This is a genomic window from Nocardia sp. bgisy134 (genome assembly GCF_965341865.1).
GTDB lineage: Bacteria > Actinomycetota > Actinomycetes > Mycobacteriales > Mycobacteriaceae > Nocardia.
In genome coordinates this window covers 354,734-373,483 of record NZ_CBDQZP010000002.1, presented here as the reverse complement: position 1 = coordinate 373,483, position 18,750 = coordinate 354,734, and the positions used below count along the sequence as shown (strand labels likewise).

Annotated in this window: 1 protein-coding gene (running past one end of the window); it reads right to left on the bottom strand. The window is 69.6% G+C overall.

The annotated features are described in order from the left end of the window. Positions 1-18,750, bottom strand: the 5' end (the start) of a protein-coding gene (locus ACRWNM_RS05390; protein ID WP_431964088.1) for a sigma factor-like helix-turn-helix DNA-binding protein. 34,320 nt of this gene lie to the left of the window's left edge; 18,750 of the gene's 53,070 nt are visible here — the first part of the coding sequence; it begins with the start codon at positions 18,748-18,750; its stop codon lies off the left edge, out of view.

The following is an 18,750-nucleotide window of genomic DNA, read 5'->3' as shown; positions in this document are numbered from 1 at the left end:
GGAAATCGGCAGCATGCCCAGCGCGTCCAGCGCGGCAAGCGCGGCCCGCCGCTCGGCGATCTGCTGGTCGAGGTACTCGGTGAGCTGGTTCTGTTCGGCTTCCAGCTCCTGCATATGGTTGATCAGCGCGCGCAGCTGCTGGATCTGCTGGGTGCCCGGCTCCAGCGGACCCTGGTATTCCGGGTTCAGCTGGTTGTCGTCGACGATCTGGAAGACCTCGGCCAGGGCGTTGCGTGACCTCGTGCCCGCCAGGATCTCCTGGGTCAGCGCGGCGCGCAGCTCGATCAGCGGCCCGGGCGGCGTCTTGTCGTGCAGCGCCGTCTGCGTGGCTTCCAACTGTGCCAGCGCATGCAGCGCGTCGCGCAACTTCAGCCGCAGCACAGCCAGATCCGCCTGCTTTGCGCGCGAGGACGCCCGCGTGTCAACGGGTTCCGCTTCGAGATCGCGGATGGCTCGGCGCAGCGTCTGCACCGCACCCTGGCCGCGGGTGATCTGCTCTCCGAGGGTGCGCTCGAGCTGCTGGGCCAGGTCCACCCGATCGCGTAGCGCGAACGCCGCGGTCAGGTTGTCGACCAGCTCCAGATCCTTGCGAAATTGGGCACTTTCGGTCTCGCCGCCCAGCTCGCCGTCCAGCTGTGCTTGCAAGGCGGCGACCTGCGTCCCCAGGTCCACCAGCCGCGCCCGCGTCTGCGCCTCGGTCAGGTTCAGCGTGTCCTCGTGCGCCTGCACTGCGGCGGTGCGGGCCGCTTCGGCCTCCGCCTTCGCGAGTTCCGCTGTCTCGGTGAATTCTTCGGCCCGCGTCGACAGGACCTGCGCGTCCGCAGGACGACCAGCCTCGCTCGCCTCCCGCGACTGCGCCAACAACCGCATCGATTCCGCGCGGTCCGCGCTCTCGCGAGCCAGGGCGTCGGACATCTCGGCACGCAACGCGGCAATCTGCGCGGGCGGCGGCGCGTGCGCAGGCGGCTGCCGGTGCGCGGGGACCGGCGAGTTCTGGTCCGGCGTCTGACCGATTCGCAGATCGGCGTCGGGCTGCGCGGCAGTGCGATCGCCGACGTTCTCGACGACTTCGCCGTCGCGCCAGACCACCGCCCAGGTGCTCCCGGTTTCCTCGGGGGTGGCATGGGTCAGGTCCAGCAGCGTGACGCTGTCACCAGCCGGAGTGGTGAACCAGGCCACGCCGTGATCGTCGGTGCGCTGGTAGGTGACCGGAACGCCATCGACCTCGAAGTTGTTCTCGCCCAGGTACTTCACCGCGTAGGAGTGCGCGCCCACGCCGTGGCGATCCTCGGTCGTGCGCTGATCGAGCACCCAGGCGATCGACCCGGGCCCGGCGCGATGCATCAGACCGTCGATCAGGTTGGCGTGCGCCGACATGCCGGGGTGATCGAAGCCCTCGGCCACGGCGCCGTGCAAGCTCGGCTGCGCATCGGACCACGAGATGCCCGACAGGTTGCGGGTATCCAGGGCGGGCACGGTGACGACGTTCGGCCGATCCGGGGTGTTCTGGTCGTCGGCCACCCGCGTCATCGAATCCACGAAGCAGGTGTTGATGCCGGTGTTGTACTCGCTCAGCGCCGGGTTCATGAGCACCCGCAGCGCGGGGTAGTCCCGGCCGAGCAGCGGCAGCAGGAAACCGCCGAGGCGCATGGCGATATTGGAGCCCGAGCTGTGGCCCTTCGTCGGAATCTCGCGCTCGTCGAAGGACTGCTGGAGCTGCTCGATCGGTTCGACGGCCTGGCCGTCCGGCTTGATCCCGACGAAGCCCGGGCACACGCCGTTGCGGGTGTCGCGGCGAGTCTTCATGGTTTCGCCGGTAATTCGCACCTTGGTGATCTTCTGGTTCGGGACATCGAACTCGATGGCGAACTGCGGTGGGTTCCGCGGCGCGGTGAACTGGCCCAGAGTGCTGAAGGTGACACCGGCCATCACGCTGAACTGGCTGGTGAACTGGAACAAGGCGTGCTGAATGCTCGCCCACGACCAACCCGTGATCACGTCCGCGTGCTCGGACAGACTCGTCAGGAATCCGCGCAGCACCAGCGCGATGCTCTCCATATTGGTCGCCGCGCTGAGCACCGTCTTGTCACCCTGCGCGTTGTACACGCCGACCGAATGCGCGGGCAGATCCAGCTCTTGGCGCCGATTCGCCGGGATCGCCTCCAGCAGCGGTTTGCGGTCGGCGGACCGTTCTTCCTTGATCGCGGCGAGCTCTGCCCACACCGGGTCGGACATCAGCGGCCAGGTCGCGGTCAGATGCTCGACCGCGGCCTGCATGAACGCGTGCATTCCGGAATCGCGCGGGTAGCCGTCGTGGCCGACCATCACGTAGTCCTCGCGCAGGGTGGAGGCGTAGTAGTCCGGCTCGGTGGTCGTGTAGTCGCCACGCACCGCGACGGCGATTCGCTCCGGATGCGCCATCATCTGCTGCAACGCGGTCTGGGTCAGCTTGTATTGCAGCACCCCGGAGGCGATCGACCGCTCCAGCGAATACCGCAGGTACGCAAGCTCTTGCGGTGGGAAGATGTCCTGGATGAGTCGCTCCGGCCCGTGCACCTTCTCCGGCGCGTTCGACACCAGGAACCGCTCGCCGATCTCGGCGATGATTTCCCGCGCCCGGCTCGGATCCGCCAGCACCGCCGACTGTCCCTCGATCATCAGCTCACGCGTCACCGTTATCGCGGTACGGGGCATCTCCGAGGACAGAATCCACCCCTCCGGTGGCGCCTGCTGCTCGGGTTCAGCCGTAGCCTCGTCGCTGTCCTGCTCGGTGTCGGACTGCTCCGCGTCCCGCGAATCACCGGATCGGTCGGCCGGATTCGAGCCGATGTAGACGTCGTCGCCGGGCTGGGGCGCGTTGACGTCGCCGGTGTCCAGGACGATCGCCTGCTGGTTCTGGTAGGCGGTGGCCCACAGGGCGACCGTGCCCTCGCGGGTGCCGCCCGCGAGATCGGCCAGGGAGATCTGCTGGGGCCGTCCGCTGGGCAGGGCCGCCACCGGGGCGTCGAAGTATTCGCGGCCGTTCTCGACCCGGTTCAGCGTGACCCGCTCGCCGTTGAGTTCGAAGACGTGCCTGCCGTTTTCCTCGCCGACGTAGTGCAACGACATGGCGTGGCCGATGGCGCCGTGCCGGTCCGGGGTGCCGCGCTGTTCGATGACGTAGGCGGTGGTGCCGGGGCCCGCGTTGATCAGGCCCTGGACCAGGCGGGCGTGGCCGCTGGTCTGGGCGGTGGTGGCGAAACCCTGGAGTGGCGCGCCGTTGAGCGCCGGGACCAGGTCACCGAACCGCACACCGGCCAGCGTCGAGGGTTCCAGCAGATCCGCATCGGTGACGACACCGCCCTGGGCGGCGTTGACGTGCTCGCCCGCCAGCTGCACGCAGTTGTTGTCGTGCTCGTCGAGCAGGTAGCGCTGCGGGCCGAGGGTGCCGTCGCCGTCGGAGACGATCGTCACCTCGAGCACGCCAAGGCCGGGTTCGCCGGTCACCCGCGCCGAGACGTGCACGCCGCCGCGGGCGATGCCGTGATCACCGTGGTGGGACTGGGTCGCCAAGGCGACGAGATCGGTCACCTCGTCCAGTGCCGTCTCGACCTTCGCGGCCGGCCAGCCGGACATGATGGCGGACACCTGATCTCGGATATGGCCGAGCCCCTGCACGCCGTAGTACAGCGTGCTGCCGAACCGGCGGGTGCGCGCCGGATCGTTGGCCATCGGGTCGATCTCGGAGGTGAACCCGAGCGGTGTCGGGCGCGCACCGGTCAGGCGCTGCCACAGGGTGCGCTTGCGCGGATGGCGCGGGCGCTGATCCCAGTCGTAGCCAGCGGCTTTCGCCGCCGCCGTCGCCTGCTGCGCAGAAGCGCCCTGGTGCTGGGCGATGAACTCGATCGAGGCGAGCGCGGCCTCGATCCCGACGATGTCCTCACGCACCGCCTGGTTGGACAGCAACCGCTGCCACATGGCGGCGATGTCGATGTTCTGCGGGATCTCGGTGTTGCGCAGCAGGTAGTCGCGCACCTGGCGCAGTGTCTCGATGACGTCGTCGCGGGAACGCAGGTTGCCCGCATGGTCTTTGAGCCAGGTCGAGCCGTCGCCGTGCTTGGCAATGGTCGAACCGTCGGGGTCGCGCACCCAGGCATTGCCCTTGCCGCGCACCCAGCGCTTCGGGTCGCCGCCGGAGTAACGATCCGGATCGGCGAGGGCACGGTCGGCGATCTGTGCCAGGTTGCTGTCGGCCTCGAAGACCCGGTTGTGCTCGAAACCCTCGTAGGCGGCCTCGGTCCGCTCCCGCAGCTCGGCCCGTTCGGCTTCGTTGTCGGCCCAGCGCTGCCGCAGCGTCTCCGGAATCTTGACGCTCTCGCCGGTGTAGGGCAGCGTGTGCGCACCGTCCAACCGCGCCTGTTCCGAATTCAGTTGCGGCGTCGCCAGTTCCGGGTTGTGCAGCGCCTGCGGATCGGGCTGGCTGGTATCGAGCCAGCCATAGGTGCGGGTGCCGCGCACCATCGGAATCAGCTGGATCCAGCGCCCGTTGCGCACCGCCGGAATCCATTGCGCCACATCGGCCATGGCCCAGGCCAACGCCGGATGCCTGGTGGCGAAGTCGGCGGAGAGCGGCAGCTCGATCGACTTGCCGTGCGCGGTGTTGGCGGGCAGCCACCGGGTGGCCGACAGGACGAACTTGCCGATCCAGGGCCGGTTCTGGATCAGATTCTTCGTCCATGTATGGCCCGGGATCCGGTCCATGATGCCCAGCGCCAGGATGCGCAGGTGGAACAGGTTGAGGCCGAGATCGGAGGTCCAGGCGTTCACGCCATCGGGCACGTTGTAGATCGTCTTCGAGAACGGCAGGTTCTGCGGGAACAGGAATGCCGGAACCTCACCTGGTCCGAATTCGTGCAACCCCGCCATGATCTTGTCGAAGGTCGGAATCATCGACACCTTGAACAGGAACGGAGGCTGCGGGTCGGTCCACTTCTCCTTCTCCCACTTACGCGGGTGCTTGCCCGGCTCCCAGGCGCCCGCGCGCTGGGTCGGTTCGGCATCGGTGGACGGCAGATCCACGGTGCTCTGGTAGTGGCCCTGCGCGTCGAGCTGTACCTGGGTGAACCGCACGGTCAGCGGCGTGGTGTCCGACTTCGCCATGCCCAGCAGCAGATTCAGGTCGGTCCGCGCCGACAGCGTCGCTTGCAGCGCCTGCCGGTAGTGGTTGACGTCGGTGTCCGTGCCGACGACCACGATCTCGCTGTCCCCGAACAGTCTCGTAGGCTGCGCGGCCGGCCGCACGCCGACCCGCTCCGAGATCGGCAGCAGGCCGAGGTCGTTCATCGCGTCCAGCGCGGCCTGCCGCTCGGCGAGCTCGCTCCGTTGCGCTTCCTCGTCTTTCAGCTGCTTGGCAACCTCGCGCAACTGCTGCACCAGCTCGGCCCCCGGTTCCCGCGGTCCCGGGTACCGCGGGTTCAGGTGGTCCGTATCGCCGATCTGGAAGACCTGGGCGAGCGCGGCCCGCGCATTGGTGGCGGAGATGATCTCCGTGGTCAGCGCGGACTTCAGCAGGGTCAGATCGCCCGGCGGCAGCTTCTGCCGCAGCAGTTCCAGCGAGCTCTCCACCTCGCTGAGTGCGTGCGTCGCCTGCCGGAGTTTGGCGCGGGCGGCGGCCAGATCCTGGTTCCGGGCCGCTTCCGCCTCCGGGGTGTCGACCGTGTCGGCTTCGAGCAGCCGGATGCCCGCGCGCAGCTTGTCCTGCAACGCCTTTCCGCGTTCGATCTGCGCTTCCAGCGTCCGCTGGACCTGCTCGGCGGTCTCGACGCGGTCCCGCAGCTGGAACGCGGCCTCGAGGTTGTCCACGAGGTCGATATCGGAGCGGAACTGCGCGATCTCGGTGTCGCCGCCCAGGTGAGCGGCCAGCTGCGCTTCGAGCGCGTCGATGCGGGCTTGCAGGTCGCTGCCCTGCTGCGTGATCGAAGTCTGCCACACTTCGACCGCCGCGGCGCGCGCGGCCTCCGCCGCACCGGTTGCCGCAACGCGCTGCTCGATGTCGGTCGCCAAGCTACTGGCCAGCTCGCGATCGCCGGCGTTCTGCGCGGCCATGGCCTGCTGCCGCAGATCCGCGATCTCGGCGCGCAGGTCGGCTTCGCCGGCCACCGCGGCGGCCATCTCGGCACGCAACCGAGCCACCTCGGCCGCCGGGCTGGGCGGCGCGTTGGCCGGTGGCTGCCGATGCGCGGGAACCGGGGCGTTCGGGTCCGGCGTCTGGCCGATGGCGAGATCGGCGGCGGGCAGTGCGGCGTCGAGGTCGCCGAAGTTCGCCACCTGCCGACCGGCTTTCCAGGCCACGGCCCAGGTGGCTTTGGTTTCATAGCGGCTACCGCCGGTGAGATCGGCCAGCGAGACCCGGGTGCCGTCCGGGGCGACGAACCATTCCAGGTTGCTGCGCTTGGAGCCGATCTCGTCGTAGGTCACGCGGCGACCGTCGATCTCGAACTGATTGCCGCCCAGGTACTTCACGGTGTAAGAGTGCGCGCCGACACCGTGCGCGTCGGGGGTCCAGCGCTCGTCGAGCACCCAGGCGATCGCGCCGGGGCCGCCCTGCTCGCGCAGCGCCTGGATCAGTTTCGCGTGGCCGCGGGCGTCGCTGTTGTCGAAACCGCCCGGCTGGGCGCCGTGCAGCATCGGCTGCACGTCCTGCCAGTCGCGGCCGGAAAGGTTGTTCGGCAAGGGGATCGGGACATCGACGATATTGCCCTGGTCGGCAAGGACACGGCTGAGCGAATCGGAGACACAGGTGTTGATCGCGGCGGAACCGGTGGGATCGATCTCGCTGGTGTAATAGGTCACCAGTGCCGCCAACGCGTCGATCTCGGCGGCGGTCCGGCGGACCTCGGCGCGCAGCTGCTGATGCAGCGCGGTCAAGGTGCCGGGGTCGCGGACGAACAGGTCGGCGAACTTCTCGGTCTTGAACTTGCCGAAGGCCGCCTTGTACTGCGCGTCGGTGGTGTTGTAGATGTCGGCGCCGTGCAGGCGCACCCAATCCTGGTCCGGCACCGGCACTCCCGGCACAGTGGTCGGACCGGCCAGTTGCAGCTGCACGAGCAGCAGATCGACGTCGGCGATCATGGCGGCCAGGTGCGCGGGGGCGTCGGCCAGGTTGATCGGGGCGATGTCGTCGGCCACCCGCGGATCCCGGGTGAACAGCTCCGGGTCGGCTTCCAGCTTCGTCAGGAGCGCGTTGATCTCCTTGGCCAGCTTGGGTTTCGCGGTCTTCAGCGCCTCCAACGTGGCCTTGGGGTCGGTCGCCAGGTCGGCCCGGCTCAGCTCCAGCTTGTTCAGCGCGGTGTCGAGCTGGTGGTAGGCGTCGAGGGCGTGCAGGGTGCGTGCGTACTCCACCAGCGCCTCGATCTGGGCGGCGCGCACCTCGTTGTCGAAACGCAGCCGCTCCAGGGTGGCGTCGATCTGGCTCGGGGTCAGATCGACGCGGCCGATCGGCAGGCGGCCCACCAATTCCGTAATGGCGGACTCGATTTCGCCGCGCGACATCCGGGACAGATCCAACGCCGGGCCACTCGGCTCCGCCTGCGCCGGATCGGTGACCGTCTGCCAGGGGCCGCCCTCGTAGCGCACCATGGTGACGGTTAGGTTCCGGCCGTCGAAGTCTTCCGAGATATGGCGTACCGCAGGCGAATCCACCGCCGCGGTGGCCACCCGCCAGGTACCGCCGACCTCACGCGGCCAGGCCACGCGGTACTCGACCTCGAGACTGCCGTTGTCGATCAGCTCCACCAGCTCGGAATTCGCCGGATCGGCGAGCGCCTTCGCGAGTGCCGCATCATGATTCATGGCGTTGTCGATGACGACGAGCTTCATCGGGGACCCGACCAGCCCGATGCCCGGATGGTTGACCGGATCGATCAGGAAACCGCCGCTGACCCGGATCCATTCGCTGCCCGCGATATTCGCCATCACCTCGGCGTACTGGCCGAAATTGTCGTCGGCGTCGAGGAACTGCTGTGCCTGCCGCTGGAAGGCGGTGACGGCGTCCTGCAGGTCGGTGAGCCGCGTCTGCAGCTCCGCCAGCACATTCGGGTTCTCGGGGTCGACGCCGAGGAGGTGCGCGCGCTGGTCCAGCTCGGTGCGGATGTGGTGGCGGCGCAGCGCCTCCTCGAAGAACCTGCGGCCCTCCGGGGTATCGCGGTGCGACAGATCCCACCACATGCGCCCGCCCTGCATGTTGTTGTTGACGCCCGTCCAGCGCAGGGTGCCGGTGCGTCCACTCGTCGCCGCGGCGACCTCGGCCGCGTACCGCTCCAGCGGGCTCGGGCGGTTGACGACCGCGGCAGGCAGTAGATGCGACAGATCGATATCGGTCCGGAACGGGATATCCGCGTTCTCGGCGTCGTATCGGGCGAGCGCGGCCTCGAACGCCTTCGTCGAAACACCCTCGCGAGTCAGCAGATACCGCGCCTGCGCGACGGCGGCACGCACCGATTCCGAGCTCAGATCCGGCAGTTCGATGCCGAGCGGGCCCGCCAGCGCCAGCAGCGCCCGCGCCTGCGCGTCCAGCTCCTGCGCGGCCTGCGCGACCTCCTGGCCCCATTCGGCGAGATCGTCGTGGGCCGGCACCGAAGGGGTGTGCTCGGCGTCGGCGGGGACCGGCGGCTCCAGCGTGCGGTCCGCTGCGCGCCCCGTGGTCGACACCGAACCGGCCTGCGGCACCGGTGGTCCCGCGAGGAAGCGGTCGGCCAGCCCGAGACGGCGGAGTTCGGCCTCGCTCTCGCTGACCTTCTGCGGGTCGGCGTCCTCGCGGGCGTAGTCGTAGACATCGCCGGTGCGCGAGACGGGCCCGTGCGATTCCGCGGAGGTGACCTGACTGAGCAGGAATGCCTTGATCTTCGGCCAGTTGCGCTTGAGGTTGACCACCTCGCGTGCGGTCAACGCGGGATTGGCCTCGAAGTTCCCCCAGAACTCGCTGTCGGCCAGCTGACCGAAATTCTGCACCGTGAACGACTGGCCCGCCGACACGAGCTCCGACGGCGGATGCTGCGGGTTGACCACACCCGGCAGGTCCCGCAGCGTCCGGAGCACACCCGGGGCGGCCTCCGGCGCCTTGACGATCGCGGCGGTGGGCACCTCCGGTGCGGCCAGGCGGGTGGCCCTTTCGACCCGCCAGCCGCCGGAACCGTCCGGTGTCAGCTGAACCGGGATTCGTTCGCCGCCGACCTCCAGGTCGATCCGCACCGGGCCGCCCGGTGTCCGGCCCGCTTGCAGCACCTGGGTGACGTCGGCCAGATCCGCGACCGCCAGCGCGCGGGCCAGCGTTTCCGACCGCAGCCGCTCCAGGGTCTCGGTCAGGTTCGCCGGCGCCAGGCCGTTGTTCGGTATCGCGAGCAGGTCGGCCCAGACCTCGATGATCTTGTCGATCTCGGTCCGCTGCTGCGGGTCCAGCGCGAGGTCACGGCGCCCCAGGGCGGTTGCCAGCGCTTCGATCGCGCCAGCGCGCAACAGGATTCGATACCGCTGCTCCGCGACGGTGGTCGCGAGATTCGCCGGATCCCGCTGCTCGATGGTGAGCTCGAGCTGGTCGGCGAGCGACTGCTGGGCGTGCGCCATGGTGAGCGGACGCGCCGGGTCGGACGGGTCCGGCGACGATACAAGCGGCCCCGCGACGGCATCCGGGTCCGCGAGCGGAATCGGCGGCGCCGGTTGGGTTTCCGGCGGCTGTCCGATCGACCGCTGGAACGCCTCGGCCGCGTCGCGCTGGGCGAGGAACTCGGCGTCGGACGGATCGGACGGGTAGCGCCAGTAGTGCTCCCCGGGGAACTGCTCGTCCGCGGTGAGCGTGTCGAAGTTCGTCGGGAACAGCATGTGCTGGTCGGCCAGGCCGTCCGGCGAGGCGTCCAGGAAGCGGCGGGCCAGCGCCATCTGGGACATGTCCTGGAGCGCGGACTGCGGATCCGGCAGTGCCCCGAGGGTTTCCGCGAGACCGAGGCGCTCGGCCAGGGCTTGTGCGTAGGCCAGGTGCGCGGCAGAAGGCTCGGCCCCGGATTCCGGTTCCGTACGCAGACTGGGTGTTTCGTCGAAGAACCGCGACGCCTGATGCACCGGGTCCTCGGGCCGGCGCGGCGCGGGCGGATCCTGGCCGACACGCAGGTCGGCGTCCGGCATCGGACCCTCATCGCCGAGATCCGCGACATGCGCGTCGTTCTGGAAGATGCTCGCCCAAGTGGCGGCGGTCTCCGCCGGTGTGCCACCGGTCAATTCGGCCAGCGACAGTGGATCGGTGCCGCCATGGGGGCCGAGGTCGAACAGCTGCTCCTGGCCGTTGTCATCGATATCGGTGAGCAAAACCCGCTGGCCGTCCACGTCGAAGACGTCGCGGCCCAGGTAGGTCACGGTGTAGGCGTGGCCGCCGACACCGTAGTCGTCGACGGTGGTCCGCTGGTCGATCACCACTGCCGAGGCGCCCTGGCCCTGCGCGCGCAAGGTGGTCAGCAGGCGGGCATGTGCGCCGCCCTCCTCCCCCGGCAGGAACGGCTCGGGCTGCGCGGCGCCGAAGTGGTCCGACAGCTCAGCCCACGGCACGCCGCTGATCCGGCCGGGATCGACGGCGAACCCGCCGAGCACGTTCGGGTGTCGCACGGCCAGCTGGTCGAAAGCCCTTGGCACACAGTGGTTGATGGGGGTGCCGCCGGTGGGCAGGCGGTAGTACGTCTCGGCCAGCGCGGCCAAGGCGGCGAGATCGGTGGCGTCCTGGCGGACATCGGCCCGCAGTTCCGCCAGCGCCTCGGCGATCTGCTCCGGCGTGCGCAGCGCGGCCGCGTCGAGCCGGCCCGCCCGGAAGTTCCGGTAGATCGACTCCAGCTCGGCCGGGGTGGCGGTGTCCAGATCGACGCCCAGCAGGTGCAGCCAGTCGGCGTCCGGGTCCGGTATGCCGGGTACCTCGCCGGGCAGCGTCTGGCCGTGCCGGGCGAGCGCCAGGAAGTCCGCCAGATCGTCGACGAGCAACCCCACCTGGTCGTGAGTGTCGCCGTGATGCATCGGCAGGCCGCCGGGCCGCAGCTGATCCTGCGCGTCGTAGAGGTTCGGATCGAAATCGACCAGGTCGGGGTCCTGGCTCAGCAGCCTGGCCAGCGCGTCGAGCTTCGCCGCCCGTTCGGGATGCCGCTGCTTCAGCTCCTCGAGCGCGTCGAGCGGGCGCCCGCGCAGCTCGGACCGGTTCACCTCGGCTTCGTGCAGCGCCCGTTCGAAGGCGTTGAAGCGGGCCACATTCGCGTGCAGGCGGGCCAGATCGGCCATGGCCTCGATCCGCACCGCGCGCAACCGGTTCGCGGCGCGCGCCGCGTCGAGGGTGTCCTCGACGCGGTCCCCGGCCAGATCGGCCAGCTGCACACCCTGCCGGGCCGCGGCGTCCTCGACGCGGGCCGCCAGCTCCGCGGTCGACAGCGTGGCGGGGTCGGGCACCGGAATCCCGTTGTCCGGCAGCGTGAGCGCACTTTCGCTGGGGATGACGCGCCATGGGCTGTCGTCGTTGTCGCGGACCATGGTGAGCTCGAGCCCGCGACCATCCACGGCACCGGAGAAATGCCGGACCTGCGGCGCGTCCACCTCGGCCACATGGATGACGCCGGTGCGGTCGGCCCAGGCGACCCGGTACTCGAGCTCCAGCTCGCCCTGGGTCAGCATCTGCGCGATATCGGTATTGCGCGGGTCGGCGAGCGCGTTGGCCAGCTGCTGGTCGTGGTCGCCGCCGTCGTTGATCACCACCAGGCGCTGCGGATTGCCGTCCAACAGGCCGATACCCGGCGCATTGTCCGGATCGAGCAGGTCGCCGCCCTGGTCGAGCAACCACCGGTGCCCCGCCGCGCCCGCCATCTCCTCGGCGATTTGCGCGAACTCGGTGTCGGCATCGGTGTAGGCGGCCGCCAGTTGCGCGAATTCAGCTGCCTCTCGCGCCAATTCGGCAGCACGGTCGTGCAGCGCGGTCAGCGCACGGGCGATATCGGCCGGGCTGTGCTTGGCCGGATCGACATCGAGCAGGTTGGCCCAGGTGCCCAGTTCGGCGCGCACCTGTTCGCGCTGCATCGCCTCCCGGAACGCCTCGCGGGCCTCCGCGCTCGGGTTGCCCTCCGGATCCCACCAGAGCTTCAGCCGCGTCGGATTGTTGTTGACGCCGTTGGCTTCGGAGTCCGCACCGGGCAGGCCGGCCGCAATGGACTGCTCGCGCATATAACGCTCGAGCGGATCGGGACGCATGTCGTTGGTCGGCAGGTAGCGCAGGCGCTCGTTCTCGTTGTGGAACCGCGTGGCCGCCTGCGCGTACGCCGCGGCCGCCGCGGCCTGCCGCATCGCTCGGTAGTTCGCCTCACCGACCGCGGTGCGGACCGCGTCGGGGCTGAGGTCGGCGAGCGACAGCGAAAGCGCGTCCGCGCCCTCGTAGAGCGCGATACCGGCGGCATTGCGGGCGGCGATGGCGTCGCCGAGTTCCGCGCCTCGGCGCGCCAGATCGGGATCGGGCGCCGGGCCTTGCGGTTCCGCGTCCGGAACCGGCGGCACCACGTCCTCATCGATACCGGCGCGCTCGTCGGGCGCAACCGGATCCGGTGCCTGCGGATCACCGATCCGGGGACTGGCCGAGTAGTTGCCGGTGGCCAGGGCCCAGAACGTCTCGCGGCCCTTCCACAGCTTCGACGCCTGCAACGCGAAGAACGCCGGATCCCAGTCGAGCCCACTGACATCGGCCGCCGCGTCACCGGACAGCAACTCGATCTCCGCGCCGAACGCGTTGTAGAGATCGCTGTTGTTCCCCGAACCGAGCGCGTACTGGATCGGGCGGCCGGTGCCGTGGCTGCCGAGATGGGTGCGCAGGAACTTCATCGCCCGCTTCCACCGGCTCTGCGGTTGCGCGTCGGGGTCGCTCGACGAGTCCGGCCCCGGCACCGGCGGCGGAGCCAGCGGCTCGGCAGGCCGCACCCGCCACCTTCCGGAACCGTCGGCGGTCAGCTGCACCGGCACCCGCTGACCGTCCACCACCACCGTGTACCGGCGGGTCTCGCCCTCCGCCACCTGGGTGGCCCGGCCCTCGACCACGTGCACCGCTTGGGCGACATCGGCCAGATCGTTCAGGGCGACGGCGCGGGCCAGCACGTTGTCGCGCAGCCGCTCCAGCGTTGTATCGACCTGTCCTTCAGCCAGGTCGCTTTCCGAGAGCTGGAGCAGATCTGCCCACTGGTTGACGATCTTGGTGAGATCCGCCTGCTGGTTCGGGTCGACGGCGGCATCCAGCCGGGCCTTGGCGTCCGCGAGCGACTCGACCGCGCCCGCCCGCAGCATGGTCCGATACCGCTGCTCCGCGATGGTTTCCGCGAGATTCTCCTGGGTCACCTGGTCGGCGCTCAGGCGCAGCTGACGCAGCAGCTGCGCCTGAGCCGACTCCGGCGCGAGCGGATGCGGGGCGCGGGAATCGGGCCGGGCAGGCGCAGGCCCCAGCGCGGGTGCGATCGCGTCGGGCACGGCGATCGGCATCGCGGGCGCCGGGGTATCGGGATCGACAACCGGCAGGGCGTGGGCTTCGTCGCGCCGCAGGGCGAAATCCGGGTCGCTCGGATCCGGCGAGTAGTTCCAGTACCGCTCGCCCAGATGCTGCTCGTCGATGCTCAACGGAGCGAAATCGGCCGGGCCCATGAGCTCGTTCATGCGCCCGGTGACCGGGGTCGGGTCGAGGAATCTACGCGCCCAAGCCATTTGGGCCAGATCCGCGAGGATCCGGCGCGGGTCCGCGAAGCTCGCCAGCGCGTCGCCGAGGCCGAGCGCCTGCGAGAGGCGGGTCAAGCGGTCGCGGTCGGCGTCGGTCAGCGGGGACAGGTCGCCCGTCGGCGTCGCCTGGCGAGCCGGGCTCGGCTGCGGACCGGACGCCGATTCGGCTTCGGGGTCCGGAGTCTGCTGCGCCTCCGGATCGGGTTGCGCACCAGGGTCCGGAGCCTGCTGGGCCTCCGGATCGGGCTGCGCACCTGGGTCCGGAGTCTGCTGCGCCTGCGGATCAGGCTGAGCACCCGGGTCCAGAGTTTGCTGCGAATCCGGATCAGGAGTCTGCTGTGCTCCCGGATCAGGCTGAGCACCCGGGTCCGGAGCCTGCTGCGCCTCCGGATCGGGCTGTGCTTCCGGATCGGACTGAGCACCAGGATCGGGGTTCTGCTGCGTATCCGGGTCCGGCGTGGGCTGAGCCTCGGGGTCGGGGTTCTGCTGCGAATCCGGTTCCGGCGCAGGCTGGTTGGCGCCGCGCTCTTCGTCGCGCCTGCGCTGCTCCTCCTGCTGCCGCTGTTCGTCCAAGAAGCTCCGGAGGTCGCGCATCGGATCCCGCCGGCCCTGATCGTCGCCGACCCGCGGCAGGTTCCGATCGTCATCGTCGTGGCCCTGGGTGGCGGCGCCCACCGCGAGCGGGCGCACCGCGAGCGGGCGCACGGAGTTGCCGTTCGCGTCGTAGACCATGACCCAGGTCTTCTTCGCGTCCGGCAGATTGCCGGGGTCGAACTCGACCGGGCCGTCCGGATACTTGTACGGGTCGTCGACCATGATCTTGCCGGTCGCGGCGTCGTAGTACATGACGTACGCGTGCGAACCGACACCATGCTCATCGACCGTTTGGTTCTGGTCGACGACGATGACCGTCGCCTTTTCCTTCATGAAGCCCAGCGCCTCGGCGATCGCCTTGTGCGGCGACTTGCGCTTGCCGACCTTGACCTCGGTCGCCTGGGAATCGGCGTGCTCTTCGAGCCGGCGCATGGATACACCGTCCGTGCCGACATCGGTCGGCACGGTGATGTCCGGGTTACCGGTACGCTGGCGCGCCCGGTACAGCGCCTGCTCGGAACACCCGTTCTCCCGCAACGGGGGCCGATCGGTGTCCAGGAACGACTCGTTGTCGGGCGCTTGGAATTCGGTGGTGCCTGCGGCGATGTTCTCCAGCCGGTACATGCGGTCGACCGGCACGCCGTTGTCCGGCGGCTTCGGGCCGGTGGCCTCCGGGGCGTTGAACTGGTGGAACAGACCGTTGGCGCGATCCTGGATATGCACACGGACGTCGTCGCCGAAGTGCTTCTTCCGGATCAAGGGCTGGTCTTCCTCGCCGGAGAAACCGACGAGCACGACATCGTCGACCAGGCGCTTCAGACGCCCCTTGTGGCCGGACGATTCGACGACGTCGACGCCGTAGCCGCGCGCGATGATCTTGCTCGAGACCGCGATCTCGGGTTGCCCCTGCGCCACCCGCCCCTCGTTGAGCACTGCTCGAGTCGCGCGGAAGGCGGCCAGATCCCGGGCGAGCAGCTTGCCACCCTGACGGGCATGCCAGGTGGTCATGGACTGGCCCTTGTTCGGCGTGCCATAACCGACCCACGCGATCGACGCCGCTGACTCGCCCGCACGTAGTCGACCGGAGGTCGCCTGGTACTGGCTGGCCATCTCGTTCACGGTGCTGCCGATATTGGCCAGCGACGCGTCCCGGCCCGGGACGTGCCAGGACAACTGGGTCGCGGTGTCGACGTCGCCCATGGCGATGGCCGCACGGCCGCTGCCGTTGAACGCGGTGGAGTCGAAGGCCATGACGTACACCGGCGTATTCGGCGCGACGGTTCGGGCCACCCCTTCCGCCATGGCGATCGCCTCTCGAGTACGCAGCAGGTTCACCAGCTGCTTGTGCGAGGCGGAGTCCAGCTTGCTCTGCCGAATCAGACTCTGGAGCTCGTTCTTGACGCGCTTGACCGTCTTCGCGGCCTCGGTGCGAGCCTCGTTGATCCGCCGTTTGGCTTCGGCTCGTTCTCGGGCGGCTTGACGGCGTGCCGCCGCCCTCTCCGCCGGCCTGCTGTCCGGATCCACCTGTGTCCGCGCCCGCGGCTGCTCGGCTTTCGCCTGCGCCAAGGCGGCCGCCGCCCGCTGTTGCTCGGCCAGCAGACTCTCCATTCGCGCCTGTTGGGCTTCGGTCAACCGGCTGCGGGCGATCAGGCTCTGCGACTCCCGGTCGATCTGTATCCGGTTGGCGATATCGACATCCGGCGCGGGGATGCCCGGCGCATTGTTGCCGAAGGTGGCCGGATGCACTCGGAGCAGGACCTCCCGCTGCTCCGGCGTGATCGAGTTCCACCGCTCGGAGTTCTTGCGCGCCAAAGCATCCGCCTCGGCCCGTGTGGCCTTGGGGCCGAGCTGGAAATCGGCGGGCTTCGGCTTGCCCTCCATGCTGTCGAGGATGGCGGCGGCCTGCTCCGAATCGTTGTCGGTATCCGTGTCGGGGCCCGTGCCCGTGTCGGGGTCCGTGTCGGGGTCCGTGCCCGTGTCGGGGTCCGTGTCGGGGTCCGTGCTGGTGTCCGGATCGGTGCTGGAGCGTGCCGGAGCCGGGGCCGCCGGGGTGTGCGGCGGAGGCGGCAGAACCAGCGCGGAATCCTCGTCGACATCCGGACGCGCCGCCGGATCCTCGTCGCTGTCCAGCCGCGCGGGCGCATCCTCGTCGGTGTCGGGACGCGCGGGCGCATTCTGGTCGCTGTCCGGCCGCGCCGCCGGGTCCTGATCGCTGCGGGGACGCGCGGGCGCATTCCCGTCGGTGTCGTTTTGTGTCGCCGGATCCAGGGTGCTGTCGGTCCGCGCCTGCACCTGCGGGCCGCCCTCCGGCGTGACCTGCACCTGGCTGGCGGCGTCGCTCTCCGAATCCGAATCGACGGTGGTATTCCGTTGCGGCGCTTCGGTATCCGAAATCTGCGTTTGCACCGGACCGGCCGGGGCGGCGCCGGGGGTTGCGGCCTGAGCGGACGAGCCCGCGCGCGACGCGGGTGTCGACTCGGCGTCGGCGCTCGGGGCGACGTCGGAAGTGCCGTCGTTGAAACCGGCAACGGAGGTGTCCCCGGCGCGGGGCATACCGGGCAGGTTGGGCGTCGACGGCCGCCCGGCGCCCGGCTGGCCGGTGGCGGTGCTCGACTGGCCCGTGGTCGTAGACGTGGAGGTGGACCCCGGGGCGGACGACGAGCTGCCCGGCGCGACACTGGACGCACCCGTGCTCGTGGACGCTCCCGGCGCCGACGTGCCCGCACCGGGCGCCGTCGACCCCGGCGCGGCCGCTCCCGGCGCCGTTGTTCCGGCCCCGTTGGCGGCAGTGTTCAGGCTCGAGTTGGGATCGCCCGAAATACCGGTGCCAGCGCTGATTTGGGGGTCGGCCAGCGGTGAACCGGCGGCGATGTTGTTGACCGCGCCCGGATCGGCGACCGGGTCGACCTGCGCGGCCCCCGCACCGGGATCCGAAACACTCGCACCCGGGTCCGAAACACCCTCTCCAGCAGCCGGATCCGACACCCGCGAGCTGGGATTGTCGGCGGCCGAACTCGAATCGCCCGCCTGGGGAGCCGAATTGCTCTGGTTCCCACCGGAATTCGATGAATTGCTGTCGCTCGCACCGGATTCCGAGCTCTGCTGACCCGCCTGCTGACCCGCCTGCGGTCCGGCGCCGGTCTGCTGCTGGTTGCCCGCGCCCGAGTCGGCGGCCTCGGCCCGCGGCGTGTTCGTGTCCTGCCCGGCCGGCGGTGCGGAGGTATTGCCTGCACTGGCTGTGTTCGTGCCCGGGCTGTTGTCCCCGGCACCGTTCTGGTTCCCGCCGCCATTCTGATTTCCGGCACCGTTCTGGTTGCCCGCGCCCGAATTGTCCGCAGCACCAGTGGAATTGGAGGGATCGGTCCCGTTGGTCGGCTCGCCCGGCGGCGCGGTGCCGTCCGGCGGGGTCACGTTGAAGTTTCCGCCGTTGAAGTTCCCGCCGCCGACGTTGGGCGCACCCGCGTACTGCCGATTTCCCCGGAAACTCGACGCACCGGAGGGAATCGCGCCCGACAGGCCGCCACCGACGAACGACTCCGGAGTCCACTGGCCGGTCAGCAGGCCTGCGGCCGTCGCACCGACCACACCCGCGCCGATACCGACCAGCCCACCGCCCATGGCGCGGGTCCACCGGTTGTCGCTCGTCATCATCCGGTTGAGCGCCGGAATATGGCCCATGCCATAACCGGCGCCGCCGCCCGCCGCACCCGCCGCGAACGAGACACCCACGTTCTTCAGGTAGCCGCCCCAATCGAAGGGCTGCGACTTCAGGCCCTCTGCCTTGAGGATGTTGTGGATAGCGGCTTCCTCGATGGTGCTCTGGACGACCTCGACAAAGCCCTCCTGAAGCATCTCGTAGACGACTTTTGCGATGACGGTGCGCGCCGCCTCGGACAGGAAGCGCTGACCGATGATTCGGGCGATCGCGCTCTCCAGAATCTCGCCGATCACCCGGAAGGCGGCACGGGTGGCAGCGATCGCACCGGCCTCGACGGCGGGCGCGGCCGGGCCCGCGGCCAGCGCCCAGGCCAACTCGATCACCAGCCAGCCGAGCGCGAAGAGCGCGCTCAAATGGTTGCCGTGGACCTCGCCGGTGAAGTCGTCGACCGCAGTGGCCAGCTGATCGAAGGACTTGCCCATCAGCTCGATGGAGCCGTGCTTCGGGTCTTGGCCGTGGATTACGCTCTGGAGCGAGTCGAATATCTTCTCGCCGCCACTGCCCTGCGGGTAGGACACGCGGACGGATTGGCTGGCGGTATCGGCCTCGCCGATGGCGTGCTCGAGGATCTCCCGACCGACCTCACGCAGCACATCCGAGATCCCGTCCAGGTCATTGGGATCGATGTGCGTGATCTGCGCACCCGCCACCCAACCGACCCAGGCGAGCTCGTCGGGAATATGCCAGTAACCCAT